This is a genomic window from Streptomyces sp. NPDC005799 (assembly GCF_040630525.1).
Taxonomy (GTDB): Bacteria; Actinomycetota; Actinomycetes; order Streptomycetales; family Streptomycetaceae; genus Streptomyces; species Streptomyces griseorubiginosus_B.
This window is the reverse complement of the sequence record NZ_JBEXXQ010000008.1, coordinates 1-23,029: the sequence shown is the minus strand read 5'-3', so window position 1 is coordinate 23,029 and position 23,029 is coordinate 1. Positions and strand designations below refer to the sequence as shown.

At 71.3% G+C, this 23,029-nt stretch carries 21 protein-coding genes; 13 read left to right on the top strand and 8 right to left on the bottom strand.

The features are described from left to right. The first annotated feature begins 50 nt into the window (after positions 1-50). Positions 51-647, top strand: a complete 597-nt coding sequence (locus tag ABZ453_RS09940) for a histidine phosphatase family protein (protein WP_359013447.1) — start codon at positions 51-53, stop codon at positions 645-647. Between the two features lie 342 nt (positions 648-989). Here the strand turns inward: ABZ453_RS09940 and ABZ453_RS09935 are convergent, their stop codons facing one another. Next, positions 990-2,432, bottom strand: coding sequence for a hypothetical protein (locus tag ABZ453_RS09935; protein WP_359013446.1), 1,443 nt, complete (start codon positions 2,430-2,432; stop codon positions 990-992). A 272-nt stretch (positions 2,433-2,704) separates the two neighbouring features. Between ABZ453_RS09935 and ABZ453_RS09930 the strand changes: the two genes are divergently transcribed. Both ABZ453_RS09930 and ABZ453_RS09925 read left to right on the top strand, forming a co-directional pair. Further along, positions 2,705-3,136, top strand: a complete 432-nt coding sequence (locus tag ABZ453_RS09930) for a hypothetical protein (protein ID WP_359013444.1) — start codon at positions 2,705-2,707, stop codon at positions 3,134-3,136. Between the two features lie 78 nt (positions 3,137-3,214). Next, complete coding sequence (locus ABZ453_RS09925) at positions 3,215-4,081, top strand: fused MFS/spermidine synthase (protein ID WP_359013442.1); 867 nt, start codon at positions 3,215-3,217, stop codon at positions 4,079-4,081. A gap of 25 nt (positions 4,082-4,106) precedes the next feature. On the opposite strand, the gene ABZ453_RS09920 is transcribed toward ABZ453_RS09925, so the two are convergent. Next, positions 4,107-4,625, bottom strand: coding sequence for a hypothetical protein (locus tag ABZ453_RS09920; protein WP_359013440.1), 519 nt, complete (start codon positions 4,623-4,625; stop codon positions 4,107-4,109). A 98-nt stretch (positions 4,626-4,723) separates the two neighbouring features. Between ABZ453_RS09920 and ABZ453_RS09915 the strand changes: the two genes are divergently transcribed. From ABZ453_RS09915 to ABZ453_RS09905, 3 genes are all read left to right on the top strand, one after another. Further along, positions 4,724-5,428 carry a response regulator transcription factor gene (locus ABZ453_RS09915; protein WP_359013438.1) on the top strand — a complete coding sequence of 235 codons (705 nt, stop codon included), beginning with the start codon at positions 4,724-4,726 and terminating at the stop codon, positions 5,426-5,428. After that, complete coding sequence (locus tag ABZ453_RS09910; protein WP_359013436.1) at positions 5,425-6,831, top strand: HAMP domain-containing sensor histidine kinase; 1,407 nt, start codon at positions 5,425-5,427, stop codon at positions 6,829-6,831. The genes ABZ453_RS09915 and ABZ453_RS09910 overlap by 4 nt, the downstream gene beginning before the upstream one ends. Positions 6,832-6,905: 74 nt before the next feature. Beyond that, a complete protein-coding gene (locus ABZ453_RS09905) occupies positions 6,906-8,342 on the top strand; it encodes a cellulose binding domain-containing protein (RefSeq protein WP_359013434.1) in 1,437 nt (478 codons plus the stop codon). Positions 8,343-8,570: 228 nt separating this feature from the next. On the opposite strand, the gene ABZ453_RS09900 is transcribed toward ABZ453_RS09905, so the two are convergent. The 4 genes from ABZ453_RS09900 to ABZ453_RS09885 all read right to left on the bottom strand — a co-directional run bounded on the left by ABZ453_RS09900 (position 8,571) and on the right by ABZ453_RS09885 (position 13,361). Continuing rightward, positions 8,571-10,010 carry a GH1 family beta-glucosidase gene (locus tag ABZ453_RS09900; RefSeq protein ID WP_359013433.1) on the bottom strand — a complete coding sequence of 480 codons (1,440 nt, stop codon included), beginning with the start codon at positions 10,008-10,010 and terminating at the stop codon, positions 8,571-8,573. A gap of 110 nt (positions 10,011-10,120) precedes the next feature. Further along, positions 10,121-11,014, bottom strand: coding sequence for a carbohydrate ABC transporter permease (locus ABZ453_RS09895; protein WP_359013431.1), 894 nt, complete (start codon positions 11,012-11,014; stop codon positions 10,121-10,123). Continuing rightward, complete coding sequence (locus ABZ453_RS09890; RefSeq protein WP_359013429.1) at positions 11,011-12,039, bottom strand: sugar ABC transporter permease; 1,029 nt, start codon at positions 12,037-12,039, stop codon at positions 11,011-11,013. The genes ABZ453_RS09895 and ABZ453_RS09890 overlap by 4 nt, the downstream gene beginning before the upstream one ends. Continuing rightward, positions 12,036-13,361, bottom strand: coding sequence for an ABC transporter substrate-binding protein (locus ABZ453_RS09885; protein WP_359013427.1), 1,326 nt, complete (start codon positions 13,359-13,361; stop codon positions 12,036-12,038). The genes ABZ453_RS09890 and ABZ453_RS09885 overlap by 4 nt, the downstream gene beginning before the upstream one ends. 341 nt (positions 13,362-13,702) lie before the next feature. Here ABZ453_RS09885 and ABZ453_RS09880 point away from each other — a divergent pair, with 341 nt between their 5' ends. Further along, positions 13,703-14,761, top strand: a complete 1,059-nt coding sequence (locus ABZ453_RS09880; RefSeq protein ID WP_359013425.1) for a LacI family DNA-binding transcriptional regulator — start codon at positions 13,703-13,705, stop codon at positions 14,759-14,761. Between the two features lie 16 nt (positions 14,762-14,777). Here ABZ453_RS09880 and ABZ453_RS09875 read toward each other — a convergent pair whose 3' ends face one another. Then, positions 14,778-15,299, bottom strand: coding sequence for a GNAT family N-acetyltransferase (locus ABZ453_RS09875; RefSeq protein WP_359013423.1), 522 nt, complete (start codon positions 15,297-15,299; stop codon positions 14,778-14,780). An 8-nt stretch (positions 15,300-15,307) separates the two neighbouring features. Continuing rightward, on the bottom strand, positions 15,308-15,847 hold the full coding sequence (locus tag ABZ453_RS09870) for a hypothetical protein (RefSeq protein WP_359013421.1): 540 nt from the start codon (positions 15,845-15,847) through the stop codon (positions 15,308-15,310). 287 nt (positions 15,848-16,134) lie between these two features. Between ABZ453_RS09870 and ABZ453_RS09865 the strand changes: the two genes are divergently transcribed. From ABZ453_RS09865 to ABZ453_RS09840, 6 genes are all read left to right on the top strand, one after another. After that, entirely contained in the window at positions 16,135-18,090 is a 1,956-nt protein-coding gene (locus ABZ453_RS09865) for a potassium transporter Kup (RefSeq protein WP_359013419.1), read from the top strand. Between the two features lie 235 nt (positions 18,091-18,325). Further along, a complete protein-coding gene (locus tag ABZ453_RS09860; protein ID WP_359013417.1) occupies positions 18,326-18,730 on the top strand; it encodes a gas vesicle structural protein GvpA in 405 nt (134 codons plus the stop codon). Then, positions 18,727-19,518, top strand: a complete 792-nt coding sequence (locus ABZ453_RS09855; protein ID WP_359013416.1) for a GvpL/GvpF family gas vesicle protein — start codon at positions 18,727-18,729, stop codon at positions 19,516-19,518. Before ABZ453_RS09860 ends, ABZ453_RS09855 begins: the two co-directional genes overlap by 4 nt. A gap of 128 nt (positions 19,519-19,646) precedes the next feature. Further along, entirely contained in the window at positions 19,647-20,300 is a 654-nt protein-coding gene (locus tag ABZ453_RS09850) for a response regulator transcription factor (RefSeq protein WP_359013414.1), read from the top strand. After that, positions 20,291-21,559: a HAMP domain-containing sensor histidine kinase gene (locus tag ABZ453_RS09845; protein WP_359013413.1), complete on the top strand. Its 1,269-nt coding sequence runs from the start codon at positions 20,291-20,293 to the stop codon at positions 21,557-21,559. Before ABZ453_RS09850 ends, ABZ453_RS09845 begins: the two co-directional genes overlap by 10 nt. 38 nt (positions 21,560-21,597) lie before the next feature. Further along, the gene (locus ABZ453_RS09840; RefSeq protein ID WP_359013411.1) at positions 21,598-22,878 is read left to right on the top strand and encodes a hypothetical protein; all 1,281 of its coding nucleotides are present in this window, start codon (positions 21,598-21,600) and stop codon (positions 22,876-22,878) included. The last annotated feature ends 151 nt before the right edge of the window (positions 22,879-23,029 follow it).

Below are 23,029 nucleotides of genomic sequence, written 5' to 3'. Positions count from 1 at the left end.
GCGATGATGGAGGGGTTCCGCCTGCGAATAACTCGGAAGGTCTCCTCCTCATGGCACCGCGCATCCTGCTGGCCCGGCACGGACAGACCGATTGGTCGCTGTCCGGCAAGCACACCGGCAGGACCGACGTGCCCCTCCTGGAGGAAGGCCGGCGCGGCGCCAAGCTGCTCGGCGAACGTCTGCACCGCGCGCCCTTCGAGGGCCTGCCTGATGCCGAGGTGCGCACCAGCCCGCTGGCACGCGCGCGTGAGACGTGCGAACTCGCCGGGTTCGGTGAGCGGGCGGCTCTCTGGGACGCGCTGCTGGAATGGGACTACGGGGCGTACGAGGGGATGACGCCGGAGGAGATCCAGGACGTCCGCCCGGGCTGGCTGATCTGGCGCGACGGCGTCCCGGACGGCGAGTCCCTGGACCGCGTCACCGCCCGGGCCGACGAGGTGGTGCGGTGGGCGCGCTCGGCGGACCGGGATGTGCTGGTGTTCGCGCACGGCCACATCCTGCGCTCGATCGGCGCGCGGTGGCTGGGCTTGCCCATCGACTTCGCGGCCCGCATCCGTCTGAACCCGACCTCGCTGTCCGTACTGGGCTGGGCCTACGGCGAACCGGCCATCGAGAGCTGGAACGACCTGGGGCACCTGGCCGGGTAGGCCGCCACGAAAGGTGCCGCCCGCCGCCGGTGGCGCACCGGACCATGGCTGGGGCGGGGTGCATGGTCCGAGGGCTTGACCGGGGTGGTGCGGGATCCGAGGCGCTGGGGCCGAGGCGGTGTGGGGCACGGGCCCTGGCTCAGGGGGCGTGCAGCCGCGTCCCCGCCCGACGTCTGTTGCCTTCCAGGCCCTGAGTACGGCGGTGCGCGGGCGCGAGCCCGGGAGACCGTGGTGCGTGGTCACGGGCCCCGGCTGCGGCGCCCGTGCAGCCACATGTCTCGCTCGACGCCGGCTGTCTTCCAGACCTCGGGGCATGACAAGGGCGTGGTCGCGGGCCCCCGCTCACACCGTGCGCGGCGACGAGGCGTGGCGGTCCAGGAACGCCGACACGCCCGACGCCCGCCGGTGCGGCAGCAGCACGCGCGCGGTGCCCGCCAGCATCGTCTGGATCCGGGACGACTGCACCTGGTCCAGCAGGTCCAGCACCCGCATCCCCGCCGCCGCGGCCTCGTCCGGCCGGCCGCCCCGCGCCAGGTCGTCCGCGAGTTCCGCCGTGTAGAGGGCGATGTTCCGGGTGAAGTGCGGGTCCTGCAGTTGCGCGGCGCGCCGCGCGTGGCGGGACGCGCGCGACCAGTCACCGAGCGTCGACCAGCACTGCGCCTCCAGCCCCTCCAACTCGGCCTCCCCGTAGAAGCTCATCCACTCGGGGTCGGCCTCCGCGGGGCCCCGCTCGTAGAGGGCCTGCGCCCGGGCCAGGGACTGCTCGCAGCCGGTGCGGTCGGCGAGCCCGGCCCAGCCGCCCGCCTCGCGCAGCGCCAGCAGCGACATCAGCCGGGCCGAACCCAGCGAACGGCCCACGCGTTGCGCGGCCTGCGCCGCCCGCACCGCCTCGCGCGGCCGGCCTGCGTCCCGCGCGAGGAACGCCGTGTTGCAGAACGCGTGCGCCTCCAAGGCGTCGTCGCCGGTCATCCGGGCGGTCGCGAGCGCCTCCGCGTAGTGCGAGCGGGCGTCGTCGAACCGCCCGGAGTCGTGTGCCAGCCAGCCCACCGAGATGGCGAGTTCACCGGCGCCCGAGTGCAGCCGCTCGGCGGTCGTCTGCCGGGTCGCGCCGGCGTCGAGGAGCGCGTACGCGGCGCGCAGCGGCTGCGACGCGCGCCGGTAGAGCCCGTCCGCGCCGTGCCGGTCGTCGAGCAGCCGGATTTTGCGCACGGCCTCCTCGAGCGCGTACGCGTCGCTCGCCCCGGGGCGGCGCACGGGCCCCGCGGCCGCGGCGTCGAAGGCGAGCCCGATGGGGCCCAGCGAGGCGGCGGCCACGGTGGCGCCTCCGGTCATGAATGCGCGACGCAGCACGTCGCTCTCCTCGTCATCGTCGTACATCTCGTGGTTCTGCGGGTGCGGTGTCTCATACGGCTCGTACGCCCCCTCGGTCTCACCGGGCCCGCGCCCCCCGCCCGTCAGGTGGACGGGGGGCGCGTCCTCGGCGGCGGGCGCCCGGCGTCCGCGGACGGACGAGCGGGGCGCGAAGCCGAGGTCGGTGAGCGTGCGGCCGGGGAACATGTGCAGGAACACCCGTTCGTACGCGTAGTTGGGGCAGCGGATCTCGCCCGCCTCGACCCGGCCCACATAGCGCGCGTCACAGCTGACCCGCTCCCCGATCTCGCGGGCCGCGCGCCGTACCGCGGCGGCGAACTCGGCCGGTGAGCGCCTGCCGCGCAGTCGGCGGAAGGCCAGGTTCGGCCTGGGTGGCCGGGTGGGCTGGGACGAGGTCAGCTCTGACGACGCCATGGCCGGGTCCTCTCGTGCGAACCGTCGAACCATGCCGGGGTTGGGGTGAGTTGTTCGAGTGGCTCCCCGTTTCCGGCGGGCAAGAACGTACCTGCTGTGTCGGACCGGCCACGCAGAGTTTGGCTACAAACCGGATATCTCATACCGGATCTGCCATGAACTGCCATCCTTTGCGGCGGACTTCCGCCGTTTCCGTTGACGCGCGCGTGCGTTGAGCACTGCGGACCGGGAGCCGCCCGTCTCCCGACCCGCTTCGTTCAAGGAGGGGTTCCGTGGTGGAGGCCGGGATGCAGACGACGATGCCGCCGACGACGGCGGGGCACGCACCGACTCCGGAGCACAGCGCGCCACCCCTGCCGGGGGGTGCCTGCGACCTCGTCACCGTGCCGGCCCGGCAGGGGCTGGAGGCCGTGGACATCCTGCGCCGGGGAGCCCGCGAGGCGGTCGGCCCCGTACTGCACGACGGCGGCGCCACCCTCGGCTTCCTGGTCCCGCCCGGCACGGCCGCGGCCTGGGACGTGCCGGGCAGCACCTGCACGGAGACCGACGGCCGCGGACTCACCCTGAACCCCGAGCCGCCCGTCGAGGGCTCCGACTGGCTGCTGCCCCCCGACGCCTGCGACCTCGCGACCGACCCGACGGTCCTGCGCGCGGCCCTGGGCGAGGCGGCCCGCACGATCGAGGCGGCGGACAGCTGCCGGTGAGGCGTGCGGGGCCGCCCCGCACGCCGTTGACCTCGGCCCGAGCGGGCAGGGCGTGGTGCGGCCGTCGATAATGGGGGCATGGGTAGGTCCAGGAACGGCCGGCGGGGCGGTGGTGCCGAGGCCGTGGTCGAGGCGGTCGACGGTGGGCTCGCCGAGTTGATACCCGACCGGGAGCGGGCGCGTGCCTGGACGCTGCTGATCGACGGGGCGCCGCAGTCGCACGTCGACCTGGACGACCCCGGGTACCTCTCCTTCGAGTACCAGCGCCGCCTCGGCCACGTCATCGACCTCGCCGCACCGCCCGGCCGCCCCGTGCACGCCGTGCACCTCGGCGGGGGCGCCCTCACCCTCGCCCGGTACGTCGCCGCCACCCGCCCCCGCTCCACCCAGCAGGTCGTCGAGCGCGACGCGGCCCTCGTCCAACTGGTGCGCCGGAAGCTGCCGTTGGACCCGAACGCCCGCATCCGCGTGCGTGCCACGGACGCCCGCGAGGGGCTGGCCAAGGTCCTCGACGGCTGGGCCGACCTGGTCATCGCCGACGTCTTCAGCGGCGCCCGCACGCCCGCCCATCTGACGTCCACGGAGTTCCTCGACGAGGTCCGACGGGTCCTCAAAACGGGCGGTGTCTACGCCGCGAACCTCGCCGACGGACCGCCGCTGGCCCATCTGCGCGGCCAGATCGCCACCGCCGCCGCCCGCTTTTCCGAACTAGCCCTGGTCGCCGACCCGGCCGTGCTGCGCGGCAAACGCTTCGGCAACGCCGTCCTGGTCGCCTCCGACACTCCGCTGCAGGTCGCCGAACTGACCCGCCGGGCCGCCTCCGACCCGCACCCCGGCCGCCTCGAACACGGCCGGGCGCTGCGGGACTTCACGGGCGGCGCCAGCCCGGTCACGGACGCCGCGGCGACCGCGTCACCCGCACCGCCGCCGTCGGTGTTCCGCTAGCGCGCCGCGGGCCCCAATAGCGGCCCTAGTAGGTGCCGACGTCCACATGGGGCGGCCCGTCGTGCCAGGTGCAGATCACCGAGACCTTGTCGGTGCCCGAGGTGAACTCCACCCGGATCCAGGTGTCCGTCTTCCACGTCTGCATCGACCAGCCGGTGTCCGGGGTCGCCATCACGAGCGTCGCCGAGGTGGCACCGAGGTCGAACACCACCCGCCCGCCGTCGGTGTCGTAACTCCGCACCGTGCCGGACGTCGTCGGCGACGGCTTGGCGACGGGCGTCTTCGAGACGCTCGGCGTCGGCGTCGGGGACGGGCTGCTCTGCCGACTCCCCGACGGCGAAGACGGCGAAGGAGACGGCCTGGGCGATGACGTGGCCAGCGGTTTCGCCTCCTGCGTGGTCGCGCCGGCCGCCCTGATGGGCAGGGCGCGGGGCGGGTCGTACGCCGTGCCCGCCATGACCGTGTGGACGCCCCACCACGACAGCGTGACCGCCGCGCCCGTGGCGAGCGTCCAAGCCAGTACGTGTACGAGTCCTCTGCGCATCGCCGGTCATACTGCCTCACCCGCCCCACTGGCCGCACACGCTCGGAGTTATCCACAGGCCCGAGTGCGGCTCGCCCGCATGGCGTACGGTGCCGCGCATGGCAAGTGTGCTCGTGGTCGAGGACGACCAGTTCGTGCGTTCGGCGCTGATCCGGCACCTGACCGATGCCGCGCACACCGTGCGCAGTGTGGGGACGGCGCTGGAGGCGCTGCGCGAGGTCGCCCATTTCCGCTTCGACGTGGTCATCCTCGACCTCGGCCTGCCCGACCTGGACGGGTCCGAGGCCCTGAAGATGCTGCGCGGGATCACCGACGTGCCGGTGATCATCGCCACCGCGCGGGACGACGAGACGGAGATCGTCCGCCTGCTGAACGCGGGCGCGGACGACTACCTGACCAAGCCGTTCTCGGTCGAGCACCTGTCGGCGCGGATGTCCGCGGTCCTACGGCGCTCCCGCACCGCCCCGGGCGACGCGCCGCCCTCCACCGTCATCCGCGTCGGCGGCCTCACCGTCGATCCGCTGCGCCGCCAGGCCGAGTTGGACGGTGCGCGACTCGACCTCACCCGGCGCGAGTTCGACCTGCTCGCCTTCCTGGCCGGCCGCCCCGGGGTCGTCGTCCCCCGCAGGGAACTGCTCGCCGAGGTGTGGCAGCAGTCCTACGGCGACGACCAGACCATCGACGTCCATCTCTCCTGGCTGCGGCGGAAGTTGGGCGAGACGGCGGCGCGGCCGCGCTATCTGCACACCTTGCGCGGGGTCGGTGTGAAGCTGGAGCCGCCGGGTGGGGAGGCGCCGCGATGAGATGGGCACTGGTCAAGGTCTGTCTGGCGGTCACCGCCATGGTCGTGGTCGCCTTCGCGGTGCCGCTCGGGCTCGTCATCAAGGAGATGGCCCGCGACCGCGCGTTCTCCAACGCCGAGCGGCAGGCGGCCGCCGTCGCGCCGGCCCTGTCCATCACCACCGAGCGCGACCAGTTGGAGCGGGTCGTCGCCTCGGCCGGCTCCGACTCCGGGATGGCCGTGCACATACCGGCGGCCGGCGGTCAGGCGGCCGTGGACATCGGCAGGCGGCGCGCGGCCGACGAGGACATCGCGACCGTGCGCAGACTGGGGCGTGCCTCCACCACCGAGGTGCCGGGCGGCTCCACGCTGCTCCAGCCGGTCGCGCTGAGCTCCGGCGCCATCGCGGTCGTGGAGGTGTACGTCCCCGAGTCCGAGGTCACCAACGGCGTGGGCACGGCCTGGGCGGTGCTCGCCGGGGTCGGCGTCGCGCTGATCGTGGGCTCGGTCGCGGTCGCGGACCGGCTGGGGGTGCGGATGGTGCAGCCCGCGCAGCGGCTGGTCGAGGGGGCGCACGAGCTGGGGGAGGGGAAGCTCGGGGCGAGGGTGCCGGAGGAGGGGCCGAACGAACTGCGGCTGGCGGCGGTCGCGTTCAACTCCATGGCCGACCAGGTCGTACAACTGCTGGCGAACGAAAGGGAGTTGGCGGCCGATCTGTCCCACCGGCTGCGCACCCCGCTGACCGTGCTGCGGCTGAACGCGGCCTCGCTCGGGGACGGGCCGGCCGCCGAGCAGACCCGGGCCGCGGTCGCCCAGCTGGAGCGGGAGGTCGACACCATCATCCGCACCGCCCGGGACGCCAAGCCGCAGACCGCGGCTGCGGGACCCGGCGCCGGGTGCGACGCGGCCGAGGTGGTGCGGGAGCGGATGGCGTTCTGGTCGGCGCTGGCCGAGGACGAGGGCCGCAAATGGCGGGTGGCCGGCGCCGACCGGCCGGTGCGGATACCGGTGGCCCGGGCGGATCTCGCGGCGGCGCTGGACGCCCTGCTCGGCAATGTCTTCCGGCACACCGCCGAGGGCACGGCCTTCGCCGTCGACCTGCACAACGGCGAGGACGCGGTGATCGTGCTCGTCTCCGACGCGGGGCCGGGCATATCCGACCCCGAGACGGCGATGGCGCGCGGCCGGGGGTCGGGCAGCGACGGCTCGACCGGGCTCGGGCTGGACATCGTGCGCCGGCTCGCGGAGTCGACCGGCGGCGATGTGCGGATCGGGTCGTCCGTGCTGGGCGGGACCGAGGTGCGGATCTGGATCCAGCTGGACGGACGCGAGCGGATGCCGGGCGGGCGGGGGCACCGGTCGGTGCGACGGCGCCGGCAGCGGAAATTGGTCTCTACCTTTAACCGTCCCCGATCCCTTCCTTAAGCGCACCCTAAGATCCTCAACCCCCGTCCGGATCAGGCGCTTTGCCCGTTTCCGGATCGCTAGCGTGCCACGGCATGAGCATGCATCGACGCAAGGTGAGCGGCAGGAACAAGGCCATCGGCGGGGTCGTGGCCGCAGCCGTGGTGGGCGCTGGTGCGGTCCTTCTCACCGGCACCGCCCAGGCGGCCGGAATCGGGGCCGCGTACACCAAGACCAGTGACTGGTCGACCGGTTACACCGCGCAGTACGTGGTGACGAACAACAGCGGTGCCCGGGAGAAGGACTGGAAGCTGGAGTTCGACCTGCCGTCGGGCGCCAAGCTCAGTTCGCTCTGGAACGCCGAGTCGGCCGTGCAGGGACAGCACGTCACCGTGACCCCGCCGAAGTGGGACACCGACGGTCTGGCGGCCGGTGAGTCCGCCACCGTCGGCTTCGTCGTCAGCGGCGGCGGCGATCCCACCGACTGCCTCATCGACGGCGCGACATGCTCGGCCGATGCCACCGCCACCCCGGAACCGAGCGGCCGCCCGACGCAGTCCGCCACCCCGACACCCACCCCCACCGTCACGGCCTCCCCCTCTCAGAGCGCCGGCACCGGGAACGGCACCGGCACCACCGCGAGCGCCGGATTCGCGCCCTACGTCGACACCTCCCTCTACCCTGCCTTCGACCTGCTCGCGAGCGCCAACGCGACCGGCGTGAAGAACTACAACCTGGCCTTCGTCACCGACGGCGGCGGCTGCACACCGAAGTGGGGCGGGGTCACGGACCTCGGCGGCGACGGTGTGGCCTCGCAGATCGGGGCGCTGCGCGCGAAGGGCGGTGACGTCCGGGTCTCCTTCGGCGGCGCCTCCGGCTCGGAGCTCGCGACGACGTGCTCCTCGGCGGACGCGCTGGCGGCGGCGTACGGCAAGGCCGTCGACGCGTACAAGCTGACCAAGGTCGACTTCGACGTGGAGGGCGGCGCGCTGCCCAACGCGACGGCGAACACCAACCGGGCGAAGGCGATAGCCAAGCTCGAAGCCCAACACCCCGGTCTGGACGTCTCCTTCACCCTCCCGGTCATGCCGGAGGGCCTCACCCAGGACGGCGTGAACCTGCTGTCCAACGCCAAGGCCAACGGGGTGAGGATCTCCGCCGTCAACATCATGGCGATGGACTACGGCCCCTCCTACAACGGCGACATGGGCACCTACGCCGAGCAGGCCGCCACCGCCACCCAGGCCCAGGTCAAGAGCGTGCTGGGGCTGTCCGACGCGGCCGCCTGGAAGACGGTCGCCGTCACTCCGATGATCGGCGTCAACGACGTCTCCTCCGAGGTCTTCAAGGTCGACGACGCCACCCAGCTGGTGAACTTCGCCAAGTCCAAGGGCCTGGGCTGGCTGTCCATGTGGTCGGCCACCCGCGACCAGAGTTGCGCCGGCGGCACCAAGCCCACCGCCGACGCCACCTGCAGCTCGATCGCCCAGGACAAGTTCGCCTTCTCGAAGGCGTTCGGCGCCTTCCGCTAGGTCGCCGGGCCTGCGTGCTCCACTACGACAACGACTTCGGGACCATCGCGTCGGTCACCGGCCAGCCGACCCAGTGGCTCGCTCCCCCGGGAACCCTCTGATCGCGAAGCGCCGGGCAGGAGTCACCCGCCCGCTCTCCGAGCCGTGCCTCGGGGTCCCTGTGAACCGCGCGGGACGCGGCACGCCCCCTCGGCGTGCCGCGTCCCGTCCCCCGGTGCCCCCGTGGGCTCAGTCGGACGTCGCCGGCGGCAGGGTGCCCGTCCGGGCCGCCTGGCCGTACCAGTGGGCGCTCGACTTCGGCGTACGGGCGAGGGAGGCGTAGTCGACGTACACCGCGCCGAAGCGCTTGTCGTAGCCGTACGCCCACTCGAAGTTGTCCATCAGCGACCACAGGTAGTAGCCGCGCACGTCGGCGCCGTCGGTGATCGCGCGGCGCACCGCCGAGAGGTGGCCGTGGAGGTAGGCGATGCGCTCCGGGTCGTGCACGCGGCCGTCGGGGTCGGGCTTGTCGTCGTAGGCCGCGCCGTTCTCGGTGATGTACAGCGGCAGGCCGGGGGCCTCGCGGGTGTAGCGCATGATCAGCTCGTGCAGACCGGTCGGGTCGATCGTCCAGCCCATCTCCGTGCGCTCGCCCGGCGTCTGGTGGAAGGCGACGTCGTCCGCGCCCGGCCACGGGGAGTGCTCGCTCGCCCCGTGGCCGTCGGTGCGCGGGCCGTTCATCTTGCCCTCGGCGGCCGAGACCAGCGTCGGCGTGTAGTAGTTGAGGCCCAGTGCGTCCAGCGGCTGGTTGATGGCCTGCAGGTCGCCGTCGAGGACGTACGACCAGTCGGTGACCGACGAGGTCGCCGTGAACAGCGTCTCCGGGTACGCCCCGTGCAGCATCGGGCCGTGGAAGACCCCGTTGGCCAGGTCGTCGATCTTCCGCACCGCCGCCAGGTCCGCCGGGTTCTGCGGCGAAAGGGGCCTGACGACCGAGGAGTTGAGGCTGATGGCCACGGAGTTGCGGGCGGGCATGGTCGAACGCAGCGCCAACGTGCCCAGGCCGTGGGCCAGGTTGAGGTGGTGCGCGGCGCGCAGTGTGGCCTCCGGCTCGGTGCGGCCGGGGGCGTGCACGCCGGAGCCGTAGCCCAGGAAGGCGCTGCACCAGGGCTCGTTGAGGGTGATCCACTGCTCCACCCGGTCGCCCAGCGCCTCGCCGACGATCTGCGCGTATTCGGCGAACCTGAGCGCGGTGTCGCGCTCGGGCCAGCCGCCCGCGTCCTCCAGCTCCTGCGGCAGGTCCCAGTGGTAGAGGGTGGCGGCCGGCTTGATGCCGTGCTCGAGCAGCTCGTCGACCAGCCGGCGGTAGAAGTCCAGGCCCACCTGCACGGCGGGCCCGCGCCCCGTGGGCTGCACCCGCGACCAGGAGATCGAGAAGCGGTAGGCGGACAGGCCGAGGTCGGCCATCATCGCCACGTCCTCGCGGTAGCGGTGGTAGTGGTCGACAGCGATGTCACCGTGCTCACCGCCCACCGTCTTGCCGGGTGTGTGGCTGAAGGTGTCCCAGATCGAGGGCGTACGACCGTCCTCCCGCACCGCCCCCTCGATCTGGTACGCCGAGGTCGCGGCGCCCCACAGGAAGCCGGGAGGAAAGGTCACCGGGGTCGCCGGGTGTGCGGAGTCAGTCATGGAAGCGCTCCCATAAGTGGTCGTCGAGACCGAAGAGTTGGAAGGAGTGGGGCCGAGGCGGCGCTGACCCGGCCCCGAAGACGCGCGCCGGCGCGAACGGGGGCCGGGCGTCAGCCCTTGATCGCGCCCTGCATGATGCCGCCCACGATCTGCTTGCCGAACAGGATGAAGGCGATCAGCAGCGGCAGTGTGCCCAGCAGCGCGCCCGCCATGATCACGGCCTGGTCGGGGACGTAGCCGGTGCCGAGTGAGTTCAGGGCGACCTGCACGGTGGGGTTCTGCTGGTTCAGGGCGATGATCGGCCACAGGAAGTCGTTCCAGGCGAACACGAAGGTCAGCAGGCCGAGCACGGCCATCGCCGGCCGCGCCGCCGGGAACACCACGTGCCACACCACCCTCAGGCTGCTCGCGCCGTCCACTCTCGCCGCCTCGATCAGCTCGGTCGGCAGCGCCTGCACCAGGTACTGGCGCATGAAGAACGTACCGAACGCGGTGACCAGGGTCGGCAGGATGACGGTCTGCAGCTGGTTCGACCAGCCCAGGTCGCTCATCCACAGGTACAGCGGTACGACGGCCAGCTGCGGCGGGATCAACATGGTGCCGATGGTCAGCAGCAGCAGCACGCTGGAGAATCTGAACCGCAGCTTGGCGAAGGCGAACCCGGCGAGCGTGGAGAACAGCACCGTCGCGACGGTGATCGTCCCGGCGACGACCGTGCTGTTGAACATCGCGGTGCCGAGCCCGGCCTGGTCCCAGGCCGCCTGCATGTTCTTGAACAGGTTCCCGCCGAACCACAGTGGCGGCGGCGTCTCGGCCAGCCTGCGGTCGGTGCGCGAGGCCGCGACGGCCGTCCACACCAGGGGCGCCAGCGAGACCAGGGCGAAGACCGTCAGGACGATGTAGGTGACCGGGCCCGCGTGCAGCTGCTTGCCCGCACCCATCACCCGGCGCGGGCGGCGCGGCTCCTTACGGACCTGAGGCAGGGTCAGTTCACTGGTGGTCATTGGGACTTCCTCAGGCGTCGGGTGAGCAGCATGTTGACCGCGGCGATGACCACCAGGATGAGGAACATCGACCAGGCGATCGCGGACGCCTTGCCCAGGTTGCCGATGATCCAGCCCTGGTCGTACATGTACAGACCCAGGGTCTGGTACTGGTGCTCGGAGCCGCCCTTGGACCCGCTGACCCCGCCGAACAGCAGGGGCTCACCGAACAGCTGGGTCGCGCCGATGGTGGACACCACGACGGTGAACAGGATCGTGGGCCGCAACTGCGGGATCGTCACGTGCCGGAACTGCTGCCAGCGGTTGGCGCCGTCCAGCGAGGCCGACTCGTACAGGTCCGTCGGGATGGCCTGCATCGCCGCCAGGTAGATCAGCGCGTTGTAGCCGGTCCACCGCCAGATCACGATCGAGGACACCGCGAACTGCGAACCCCAGTCGGACTCACGCCAGTTGATCGGATCGACCCCGACGAAGTGCAGCAGCCAGTTGATCATGCCGCCGTCCCAGGAGTACAGCAGCGTGAAGACCAGCGTCGCCGCCGCCACCGAGGTGGCGTACGGGGTCAGCATCACGACCCGCCAGACGGTCGAGCCGCGCAGCCGGTAGTTGAGCAGATGCGCCAGGCCGATCGCCGCCATCAGCTGCGGCACGGTCGAGATCAGACCGATGGTGAAGGTGTTCTTCAGAGCGTTCCAGAAGAACTCCGAGGACAACAGGTTCCTGTAGTTGTCCAGACCCGCCCAGGTCTGGGTGTTCAGCGAGGACAACTGCACGTTGTGCAGCGAGTACCAGGCGGTGTACAGCAGCGGGACCAGGGAGAAGGCCCCGAAGATGACGAAGAAGGGGGCGATGAACGCGTAGGGGGACGCCTTCATGTCCCAGCGGTACAGCCGGCTGCGCCACGAGTCGGGACCCGCAGGCGGCGTACCGCGACCCTGAGCGCCCCGGGCCGCGCCCGGCGGGGTGCCGGGCGCGGCCTCGGCGCTCGACGCGGGATGCGCGAGAGCCTGCTTGGAGCTGGTCACTGGCCGAGCACGTCCTTGATCTCGTTCTTGGCCGCGCTCCAGCCCTGGTCGGGCGTCTTGCCCTTCTGCTCGACCTGGAGGATGCCGACGTCGGTGATCGCGGTGTTGATCGGCTGGTCCTTGATGCCGAAGTACTGCGACGGGATCGTCTTCGCCGAGTCCGCGAAGATCTGCGTGATCGGCGCGTTGGAGAAGTACGCCGTGGTGTCCGCGGCCGGCTTCAGGCTCGTGTACGCCGATGGGGTCGACGGGAAGCTGGCCTGCTTGGCGAAGACCTTGGCCTGCTGCTCGGGCGCCGTCAGCCACTTGGCCAGGGCGATGGCCTCCTTCTGGTGCTTGCCCGCCGTCGGCACGCCGAGGAAGGAGCCGCCCCAGTTGGACGCGGTCGGGGCCGCCGCCACGTCCCAGTTGCCCTTGCCGGAGTCACCGGACTTCTGCTCGATGTAGCCGATCATCCAGGCCGGGCAGGCCACGGTGGCGAAGGAGGCGTTGGCGTAGCCCTGGTCCCACGGCTTGTCGAACTGCTTCAGCTTCGCCGACATGTTGCTGGTCGCCACCGTCATCGCGACGTCCCAGGCCTTCTTCACGCCGTCGGAGGTGTCCCAGATGACCTTGTCGCTGCCCTTGTCGTAGTAGCGCTCGCTCGCGCCGCCGAGGGCCGCGTTGTAGACGGAGGAGGCCGAGTCCACGAACTTGGTGCCCTTGGGCGCCTTCTTCATGTACTGCTTGCCGACGTCCACGTACTTGGCCCAGTCGCCCTTCCACATGGTGGCGAGCTGGGTGCGGTCGGTGGGCAGACCGGCCTTCTGGAAGAGGTCCTTGCGGTAGCAGATCGCCATCGGGCCGATGTCGGTGCCGAGGCCGATCAGCTTGCCGTCCTTGGTGGTGGCCTGGGCGTTCTTCCAGTCCAGCCACTGGGATTCGTCGACGTCCTTGCCCAGGTCGACGAACTTCGACGCCTGCGTCTGCACGGCCTCGGTGATGTTGCCGACCTCTATCGCCTGGATGTCGTCGGTGCCGGAACCGGCCTGGAGGCGGGTGAGGACCTTCGGCCAGTAGACGTCGGTGCGGGTGGTGACGTTCTCCTTGATGTTGATGTCCGGGTGGAGCTTCATGTACTCGTCGTAGAGGCCGGCCTGCTTGTAGCCGAACACACCGAAGGTGCCGACGGTCAGCGTGGTCTTGCCCTTGGCGTTGCCGCCGTTGTCGTTCGACGAGCTGTTGTCCGAGTCACTGGAGCAGCCGGCCAGCAGGCCCGTGGCCAGCGCGGCGACGGCCGTGAGGGCCATCAGCCTGCGGGACCGTCGGGTACTCGTGCCCATGTTGCATCCTCCTGTTGCCTGACGTGCCGACCCCCCGGCCAACTGCATTGGTTGGGCCCGTTCGTGCTCGCTGCGGCTCGGGCGGGGAACGTGCGGGATGTGTATGTGTCAGGTACTGTGGGAGCGCTCCCACAAGTGATGTGTTGAAGGTTCGCGGGTCGAGGCGGGGGTGTCAAGGGAGCGGACGCGGAGTTATGCGTTCAGTTATCGGGACGTTAAGTGGAATCGCGAGGTCCGTGACCCGGGTCCCCCGGCGTGCCACCGGGGCGCCCGGGGACGGTCGCCACTGCTCACGGGGCTGTTAGATTCCAGCCAACGTAGGTCCATGGGAGGCGGAGCCAATGGCAACAGGCCACGGAGCGCGGAGCCGGAGCGGGGGCCGGCCCACCCTCGAGGAGGTCGCCGCGCGGGCCGGTGTCGGCCGCGGCACGGTCTCCCGCGTGATCAACGGCTCCCCCCGCGTCAGCGACGCCACCCGCGCGGCCGTGGAGGCGGCGGTCGCCGAACTCGGTTACGTCCCCAACACCGCGGCCCGCGCCCTCGCCGCCAACCGCACGGACGCGATCGCGCTGGTCGTCCCCGAGCCGGAGACCCGGTTCTTCTCGGAGCCGTACTTCTCCGACATGCTCAAGGGCGTCGGCGCCGAACTCTCCGAGACCGAGATGCAGTTGCTCCTGATCTTCGCGGGCAACGACCGCGAGCGCAGACGCCTGGCCCAGTACCTGGCCGCCCACCGCGTGGACGGCGTCCTGCTGGTCTCCGTGCACGCCGACGACCCCCTGCCCGACCTGCTGGCCCAACTGGAGATCCCGGCCGTGATCAGCGGCCCCCGCTCGGCCGCGGAGACCCTGACCTCGGTCGACTCCGACAACTACGGCGGCGGCCGCTCGGCCGCCGAGCACCTGCTGGCCGGGGGCCGCAGCAGGATCGCCCACATCACCGGCCGCCTCGACGTCTACGGCGCCCAGCGCCGCGTCGACGGCTATCGCGACGCCCTGCGCGACGCCGGCCACGAGGTGGACGAGCGCCTGGTGGAGGCCGGCGACTTCACCGAGGAGGGCGGCCACCGGGCGATGACCGAGCTGCTCGAGCGCTGCCCCGACCTGGACGCGGTCTTCGCCGGCTCGGACGTCATGGCGGCGGGCGCCCGCCAGGTGCTGCGCGAGGAGGGCCGCCGCATCCCCGACGACGTGGCCCTCGTCGGCTACGACGACTCCGCCATCGCCCGCCACATGGACCCGCCCCTCACCAGCGTCCGCCAGCCCATCGAGGAGATGGGCCGCCGCATGATCGACCTCCTCCTGGAGGAGATCGCCGACCGCCGCCCGGCGGTGTCACGGGGGCTGGAGCGCCGGCAGGTGGTGCTGGCGACCGAACTGGTGACGCGGGCGTCTTCCTAGACGGCTTCTCTCCTGGTCAACCGGGCAGCTCCAGCCGCCACCTCCGCTCACCGTCCCGCTCCACCTCCGTCGGCTCGAGCCCGGCGGCCCGGGCGACCGCCTCCGACGCCCGGTGTTCGGGATGGACGTGGGCGATCACCGTCCGCACACAGGTCTGCCCCGCCAGCAGGGACACGAGCCCACGGGCGGCCTCGGCGGCCAGGCCCCGTCCCTGCCACGCGGTCCCGATCACCCAGGCGACCTCCGCGACGGACCCCACGACCGTGGCCTGCACGGTTCCCACCAGCCGGGCCTCCTCCCGCAGCCGCAGCACCCAGTTGCACCAGGACACGGCCGGGTCGGGACAACCGGCGACCAGGCGTTCGTAGCGGGCGCGGAGGGCGCCGGGGGAGGCGGGGGTGCCGCCGATGAAGAGGTGCAGCGCCGGATCCGAGAGTACGGCGGCCATCTCGGCGGCGTGTTCTTCCGACAGGGGGACGGCGTCGAGGCGTGCGGTGCGGAAGAACTCGGCCCGTACGCGAGGGGGTTGCTCGGTCATGGTGCGGGTCAGCGGGGGGCCTTGGCGTAGGTGTACGGCGCGGCGACGCCCGCGCTGTGGTGCTCGGCGGCGCGGAGGGCGACGGTGAGACGCTCGCGCGGCTTCAGCGCGAGTTTGGCGGTGGCGTGGAGGGCGCCGAGGGCGAGTTCCTCGCCGCAGCCGACCGCCGCGTACCCGTCGGCGGGTTCGCCGACCTGGTAGTCGCTGTCCAGGACGAAGAGCCTGCCGTGCACGCCGACGAGGAAGGTGCCAGCCTGTTCCTGCTCGGAGTCCTTGCGCGCCCAGCCGCCGTCCTTGAGGCAACCGCGGACGGCGTTGACGAAGGTGGTGGCCATGAAGCGGTCGAGGTCGCCCTCCGGGTGCGGGGCCTCGAAGGCGTGGTGGAGCAGCTGGCCCATGCGGAAGGAGGTGGTGAAGCCGAACGCGTAGGGGCCGTTGATGAACACCTTGGGGTCGCGGCGGATGGTGAGCCGGTAGCCGTCGCTGCCGGCGGAGTCCCCGGCGAGATGGACGCGCTTGCGGTGGACCAGGCCGACGATGACGGTCAAGTCAGCACCTCCGAGGGCTGGTTGAGACGTACGGCCGTAACGAGATCGTTCTGCCCGCAGCCCGCGCGGAGCTACCGCTTCCGCACGTGCACGAGTGCCCCGTGCAGCGGTGCCGATACGACTGACCCGACCCCGGAGGCCGCCGCCTCCCGCCAGGCCGCGCAGCCAGTAACGCCTCCAGGCGTACGGCGGCGCCCCCCTCCAGCGGCGACCCGACCGGTGCATCGGTAGTGTCCGCACTGATGCGCGAGGCTGGCGGCCTGGCGCCCGGCCGGAGGAGGACCAGCATGGCCGACAGCCGGCAGGAGACCGTGTCTGCGCGGCCCCCGGAGGCGCGCGGACAGCTCGCGCACGACTCGGTACGTCTGGCGGTCGTCGTCGGCGCGCTCGGCGTGGTCTTCGGCGACATCGGGACCAGCCCGATCTACACCCTCCAGACCGTGTTCAACCCGGGCGATCCGCACCCCGTCCCGGTGTCCACGCAGAACGTGTACGGCGTGGTGTCACTGGTGTTCTGGTCGGTGATGATCGTCGTGACGGTGACGTACGTGCTGCTGGCGATGCGCGCCGACAACGAGGGCGAGGGCGGCATCATGGCCCTGATCACCCTGTTGCGGAGGTGGACTTCACAGCGGGGCAGGCGGGCCGCGGCGATCCTGGCCGGGCTGGGCATCTTCGGGGCGTCGCTGTTCTTCGGCGACAGCATGATCACGCCCGCCATCTCGGTGCTGTCCGCCGTCGAGGGGCTCAAGGTCGTCGAGCCGTCGCTGGACAGCGCGGTCGTGCCGATCACCGCGGTGATCATCGTGATCCTGTTCCTGGTGCAGCGCCGGGGCACCGCGGCGGTGGGCCGGGTGTTCGGGCCCGTCATGATCGCCTGGTTCACGGCGATCGGCGCGTGCGGCGTCAGGGGCGTCACCGAGCACCCGGGCATCCTCAGGGCGCTGTCACCGACGTACGCCCTGAGCTTCCTGTTCGGCCACTTCGGCACCGCCTTCTTCGCTCTCGCGGCGGTCGTGCTCGCGGTCACCGGCGCCGAGGCGCTTTACGCCGACATGGGGCACTTCGGCCGCCGGTCCATCACCCGGGCCTGGCTGTTCCTCGTCTTCCCGGCCTGCGTCCTGAGCTACCTCGGACAGGGCGCGCTCATCCTCGGCGACCCGAAGAACATCAGCAGCCCCTTCTTCCTGCTCGTGCCCGACTGGGGGCGGTGGCCGATGATCCTCCTGGCCACCGCGGCCACGGTGATCGCCTCCCAGGCGGTGATCACCGGCGCGTACTCGGTCACCTCCCAGGCGGCTCAGCTCGGCTACCTGCCGAGGCTGCGGATCGCGCACACCTCCGAGTCGACCGTGGGCCAGATCTACGTGCCCTGGGTCAACTGGCTGCTGATGGTCTCGGTCCTCACCCTGGTCTTCGCCTTCCGCAGTTCCGCGGCGCTGGCCTTCGCGTTCGGCATGGCGGTCACCGCCACCATCACCATCACCACCCTGCTGTTCTTCTACGTCGCCCGCGCCAAGTGGGGCACACCCCGGTGGCTCATCGCCATCGGCGCGACCGTGCTGCTCACCGTGGACCTGCTGTTCGTGGCGGCCAACCTGACCAAACTGGTGCACGGCGCGTGGCTGCCGCTGCTGATCGGCCTGACCGTGTTCACGGTCATGACGACCTGGCAGCGCGGCCGCAGCATCGTCACGGCGGAACGGGCCCGGCACGAGGGTCCGTTGCCCGAGTTCATCGAGGACCTGCGGACCGGGCGGACGTCGACACGTGTGGTCCCCGGCACGGCCGTCTTCCTCAACCGGGGCAAGGAGACCGCGCCGCTGGCGATGCGGGCCAACGTCGAGCACAACCACGTACGGCACGAACAGGTCGTGATCCTGTCCATCGAGACCGAGCCCGTGCCCCGCATCCCGGCCGACGAGCGCCTCGCCGTGGACAGCCTCGGCTTCGGCGACGACGGCATCGTGCATGTCACGGCCCGGTTCGGCTACATGGAGACCCCGGACGTGCCCGCCACCCTGGCCCTGCTCGAACCGGCCGACACCGAAGGGCCGTTGGACCTGGAGCGGGCGTCCTACTTCCTGTCGAAGATCGCGCTGCGGCGCGGCAAGGCACCGACGATGGCCCCGTGGCGCAAGCGCCTGTTCATCGCGACGTCCTACATCACGGCCGACGCCGCCGAGTACTTCGGCCTGCCCGGCGACCGTACGGTCATCATGGGCTCCCACATCGAAGTCTGACCGTGCCCCGCCCGGCCGGCGTCACCGCCGACCGACCCCGGGTGATCTCGCTCGTACAGGTGTTTGACCTTGAGGGCCGTGGGCTACCCGCACCGGGAAGCCCGCGCACGGCCGGCAGCCCGCGGTGACCTGTGGGAATGCTCCACGGAGCTTCTCCCGTACCGGGATCCGGAGCGCGGGCTCGGCGAGGCACCGCGCGGGATGGGATCCGACAGACGGCAAGGGGCTGGTTGTGATGACCGTGACAACGCAGCAGGGCGGCGGCGGAGGTTCCAGTGGCCTCTACGACGTGCTGGAGCTGATTCTCGACCGGGGGCTGGTGATCGACGCGTTTGTGCGGGTCTCCCTGGTCGGCATCGAGATACTCAAGATCGATATACGGGTCGTGGTGGCGAGCGTGGACACGTATCTGCGCTTTGCCGAGGCGTGCAACCGACTCGACCTGGAGGCGGGCCCCCGCAAGCCGGCCGGCCTGACCGAACTCCCGGGAAAGCTCACCGAATCCGGTGCCCGCGGCAAGACCAAGGGTGCGCTGTCCGGGGCCGCCGAGACGATCTCGCAGGCCTTCCAGCAGGCTCGTGACGAGGGACGCGAGAAGCAGGGAACCCGCTCCGCGAGCCGGCGGGAGGACGAGCGATGAGCACCTACGTCTACGGGATCACCCACGCCTCACACCCCTCGCTCACTTCGCTCCTCGAGGACGTGGACGGCGTGGGTGACCCACCGCGGCCGGTGCGCGTGCTGCGCCAGGGCGAGCTGGCCGCGGTCGTCAGCGACGCCCCCGAGGAACTCCGGCCCAAGCGGCGTGACCTCCTCGCCCACCAGCGTGTGCTGGACGCGGCCGGGGAGGACGGCGTGGTCCTGCCCATACGCTTCGCCAGCGTCTCGCCCGACGACGAGACAGTGACCAGCGTGCTGGCCGAACGTGCGGATCACCTGCTGGAGCGGCTGCGGGCGCTGGACGGCAAAACGGAGTACAACCTCAAGGCCAACCACAACGAAGAGGCCGTGCTGCAGCTGGTGGTGGCGGACAACGACGAGATCCGCTCCCTGGCACGAGCGAACCAGCAGGCCGGCGGGGGCTCGCAGGAGGACAGGATCCGGCTCGGGGAAATGATCGCGGCCGCGCGCCAGGCCCGCGAAGCGGCCGACGCCGACATGCTCCAGCGGGAACTGGGCCCTGCCGCTGAGGCGGTCAGCGCCGCACCGTCGAGCACCGGCTGGCTGGCCAACCTCTCCTTCCTCATCGACCGCGCCTCGGCGGCACGATTCCTGGACGCGGTCGACCGGGTCCGCCGGCAGCACCCCCATCTGGAACTCCCCGTCAACGGACCCCTGCCCCCGTACAGCTTCGTCGACGACGCCTCCCCGCACACCGAGGACACCGCCCAGGCACTCGAAGGCGCAGCCGATCACAGGAACGGGTGAGCCGCGCCGCCACACAACCGCCGGCAGCCCTCACCCGGCACCTGGTCAGCCCTGCCGCTCGCGCCCGAGCGGCAGGCTGCTGATCAGGGCAGATGGAGAACCGGGACGCGAGTATCTAGGGTCTGCACGTGGCTTTCATCCTGGTGTGCGAAGACGACGCGGCGGTCCGCGGCATCCTCAGGCGCGCCCTGGAGCACGACGGCCACACCGTTTCCGTCGCCGCCACGGCCGACAGCCTGCTGCGGCAGCTCGCACCGGCGCCCCATCTGATCGTCCTGGATCTCGGGCTGCCGGACGCCGACGGCCGCGACGTCTGCCTGGCGCTGCGGGCCCGCGGCGTCGACGCGCCGGTGTTGATGCTCACGGCCTTGGACGGCCTGCAGCACAAGGTGGGCGGCTTCGAGGCCGGCGCCGACGACTACATGACCAAGCCCTTCGACATCCCGGAACTGCTGGTGCGTGTGCGCGCGCTGCTGCGCCGGGCCACCGTGGTGGCCGCACCGCACGAGGTGGTCCTCGATCCGGCGAAGCATGTGGTGACCTGCGACGCGGTGACCATGAGCCTGACACCGACCGAGTTCCGGCTCCTGGGCCGCCTGATCGCCTCGCAGGGAGAGGCGGTACGCCGCCACGCCCTCGTCGCCGCCGGCTGGCCGCATGGAGCGCGGGTCAGCGACAACACCCTCGACTCCTTTGTGCGCCGGCTGCGGACGAAGCTCGGTCCGCTCGGTGTGGCCGGACGTCTGGCGACCGTCCGCGGTGTGGGATACCGATGGCAGTGACGGGCTTCCGCAGCAGAGTCGTCGCGCTCACCGTGCTGATCGCCACCGCCGTGGTTGCGATCCTGGTCGTGGTCTCGCACGTGCTGCTGAGCCGGGTGACGGACGCCGACGCCCGCGACCTGGCACACGCCCGTGCCGAGGCGGTCGCCGGCAACGTCACCGCCAAGGGCGGCCGGGTCGTGCTCACGGAGAACGGCAGCGAGGCGCTGGACGAGGTCGCCTGGGTGTACGCAGACGGCCGTCTGATCGACGGGGACGTGCCGCCGAGCGTGGTCGATCGCGTCGAGGAGCTGGCGGACTCGGGGCGATCGCGGACCGAGTCGGTCGGCGACTACCTCCTGTACGCGCGGCGGGTCCCCGTCGACGGCCACCGGGTCATGGTGATCGTCCGGGTGGATCTCACGCCCTACGAGACGTCCGAGCAGCGCAGTCTGACCTTGTCGTTGATTCTGGGCGGCCTCACGATCCTCCTCGCCGGCGGTGTCGCGCACCTCGTGGTGCACCGTGCGCTGCGGGTCGTGCACGAGATGGCCGCCCTCGCCGACGACTGGGGCCATCACGAGCCCGGGCGCCGTTTCGATCTCGGGGTCCCCCGCGACGAGTTCGGGGAACTGGGGCAGACCCTGGACCGCCTCCTGGAGCGCGTCGACAACGCGCTGGCGGACGAGCGGCGGCTCACCGACGAGATCGCCCACGAGCTGCGGACACCGCTCACGGTCCTGCGGGGCGAGGCACAACTGGCACAGCTGTCCGGAGAGCCGGTGCCGCCCAAGGCGGTCCTGAGCGAGGTCGACCGCCTCGACACGGCGATCACGACGATTCTGCGCGCCGCGCGCGCACGGACGGACGAGGGGACCCGGTGTGATCTGCGTTCCGCCGCGCGGCAGGCGATCGGCTCCCGCGCGGTCGAGCTCGCCTTTCCCGCGAAGGTCGAGGTGGCCGTGGCGCCCGACGTCGCCGTGTCACTGCTGTCACCCCTGCTGGAGAACGGCCTGCGGCACGCGCGGTCGCGGGTGTGGATCACCGCGCGCGGCGAGGGCGAGACGATCGTGGTCGATGTCCTGGACGACGGCCCCGGGTTCGATCCCGCTGACGTGGAGCGGGTCTTCGAGGCGGGGGTGACCGGCGGCGACGGATACGGGCTGGGGCTGCCGGTGGTCCGGCGCATCGCCGCCTCGGCCGGTGTGGAGGTCCGGGCGATCGCGGACGGCCGCGGCCACGTCGAGGTGACGCTGCCGGCCGCGCGTGCGGTCACGTAGTCAGGTTGCTTGCAGGTTCCCCGCGCAAACCTCCGTGCATGACAACGACAACGGAAGCACGCACCCGCAGCGGGCGCCTCATGCTCAACAAGGTCCCCGAGGTCACCGTCTGGTTCTGGGTGATCAAGATCCTGTGCACCACCGTGGGCGAGAGCTTCGCCGACTGGATCAACATGAAGCTGGGCGTCGGCCTGGTGAACACGGCCTGGATCTTCACCGCGGTGTTCGTGGTCGTCCTGGCCGTGCAGTTGCGGCTGAAGCGGTACGTCCCGTTCCCCTACTGGCTGACCGTGGTCGTCGTCAGTGTCACGGGCACCCTGTACACCGATATCCTCACCGACCAGCTCAACGTGCCGCTGTGGATCAGTTCGGCGGTCTTCTCCGTGCTGCTCGCGGTGGTCTTCGGCACCTGGTGGCTGCGTGAGCGCACGCTGTCGATCCACTCGGTCACGACGCTGCCGCGGGAGTCGTTCTACTGGCTCGCCGTTCTCGTCACCTTCGCGCTCGGCACCGCGACCGGCGACTGGACGCTGGAACTGACCGGCTGGAGCCCGGGCGCCTCGGTGCTGCTGCCGCTCGGCCTCATCGCGGCGATCACGCTGCTGTGGAAGTTCGGCGCGAACCCGGTCCTGTCCTTCTGGCTCGCCTACATCCTGACCCGCCCGCTGGGCGCCAACATCGGCGACTGGCTCGCCTCTCCGAAGGTCGCTCAGCCGGGCGAGCCGACCGGTCTCGACCTGGGCACCTTCACCACCAGCCTGATCTTCCTCGGCCTGATCCTGGCGACGGTCCTCTACCTCACGGTGACACGCTCGGACGTGACCGAGACCTACGAGGCGGCCCATGCGGCCCACGCCGCCCAGACCACCGGCGACCCGCGCAGGGAGCGCGTCGCGCTGGCCGGCTTCGGACTGCTCGCCGTCGCCACCGCGGGGCTGCTGGTCTGGGCCCACAGCCAGCCGCACGTCGGCCCGGCGCCGGAGGAGGACAACACCTCCGCCGTCCAGATGGCTCCCGGCGAGGCGGTGAAGAAGTTCCCGCCCGCCAAGGTCGCCGCGCTGAAGGCCCTCGCCTCCACCTCCCTGAAGGACGCCCGCTCGGGCAACGCCACCGGCGCGCACGCGGCCGCACAGTCGCTGCGTGACCTGTGGGACGCCGACCAGGCCTCGCTGCAGCCGCTGGACCAGACCGGCTGGACCTCCATCGACGCCCAGATGGACAAGATGCTGGGGACCTTCGGCATCGACCACTCCAACCCGCCGATGTCGCCTGCCCAGCAGGAAAAGGAACTGAACGCCCTCCTGACGGACATGGGCTGACCGACCGACGAAAGGCCCTTGGCCCGCGTTTCCGCGGGCCAAGGGCCTTTCTCGTAAGGGTGAGTGACGGGACTCGAACCAGTTTTCTAGCCATACTGTGACCTGCGGCGATGCTGAAAATCGGGACAAAAGCGTGCCGTTCGATGCTGTT

What these genes read in the sequence shown, in the direction of transcription:
- ABZ453_RS09940 (WP_359013447.1), top strand. Translation starts at nt 51, where the DNA reads ATGGCACCGCGCATCCTGCTGGCCCGGCACGGACAGACCGATTGGTCG.
- ABZ453_RS09935 (WP_359013446.1), bottom strand. Translation starts at nt 2,432, where the DNA reads ATGGCGTCGTCAGAGCTGACCTCGTCCCAGCCCACCCGGCCACCCAGG.
- ABZ453_RS09925 (WP_359013442.1), top strand. Translation starts at nt 3,215, where the DNA reads ATGGGTAGGTCCAGGAACGGCCGGCGGGGCGGTGGTGCCGAGGCCGTG.
- ABZ453_RS09920 (WP_359013440.1), bottom strand. Translation starts at nt 4,625, where the DNA reads ATGCGCAGAGGACTCGTACACGTACTGGCTTGGACGCTCGCCACGGGC.
- ABZ453_RS09915 (WP_359013438.1), top strand. Translation starts at nt 4,724, where the DNA reads ATGGCAAGTGTGCTCGTGGTCGAGGACGACCAGTTCGTGCGTTCGGCG.
- ABZ453_RS09910 (WP_359013436.1), top strand. Translation starts at nt 5,425, where the DNA reads ATGAGATGGGCACTGGTCAAGGTCTGTCTGGCGGTCACCGCCATGGTC.
- ABZ453_RS09905 (WP_359013434.1), top strand. Translation starts at nt 6,906, where the DNA reads ATGAGCATGCATCGACGCAAGGTGAGCGGCAGGAACAAGGCCATCGGC.
- ABZ453_RS09900 (WP_359013433.1), bottom strand. Translation starts at nt 10,010, where the DNA reads ATGACTGACTCCGCACACCCGGCGACCCCGGTGACCTTTCCTCCCGGC.
- ABZ453_RS09895 (WP_359013431.1), bottom strand. Translation starts at nt 11,014, where the DNA reads ATGACCACCAGTGAACTGACCCTGCCTCAGGTCCGTAAGGAGCCGCGC.
- ABZ453_RS09885 (WP_359013427.1), bottom strand. Translation starts at nt 13,361, where the DNA reads ATGGGCACGAGTACCCGACGGTCCCGCAGGCTGATGGCCCTCACGGCC.
- ABZ453_RS09880 (WP_359013425.1), top strand. Translation starts at nt 13,703, where the DNA reads ATGGCAACAGGCCACGGAGCGCGGAGCCGGAGCGGGGGCCGGCCCACC.
- ABZ453_RS09875 (WP_359013423.1), bottom strand. Translation starts at nt 15,299, where the DNA reads ATGACCGAGCAACCCCCTCGCGTACGGGCCGAGTTCTTCCGCACCGCA.
- ABZ453_RS09865 (WP_359013419.1), top strand. Translation starts at nt 16,135, where the DNA reads ATGGCCGACAGCCGGCAGGAGACCGTGTCTGCGCGGCCCCCGGAGGCG.
- ABZ453_RS09860 (WP_359013417.1), top strand. Translation starts at nt 18,326, where the DNA reads ATGACCGTGACAACGCAGCAGGGCGGCGGCGGAGGTTCCAGTGGCCTC.
- ABZ453_RS09855 (WP_359013416.1), top strand. Translation starts at nt 18,727, where the DNA reads ATGAGCACCTACGTCTACGGGATCACCCACGCCTCACACCCCTCGCTC.
- ABZ453_RS09845 (WP_359013413.1), top strand. Translation starts at nt 20,291, where the DNA reads ATGGCAGTGACGGGCTTCCGCAGCAGAGTCGTCGCGCTCACCGTGCTG.
- ABZ453_RS09840 (WP_359013411.1), top strand. Translation starts at nt 21,598, where the DNA reads ATGACAACGACAACGGAAGCACGCACCCGCAGCGGGCGCCTCATGCTC.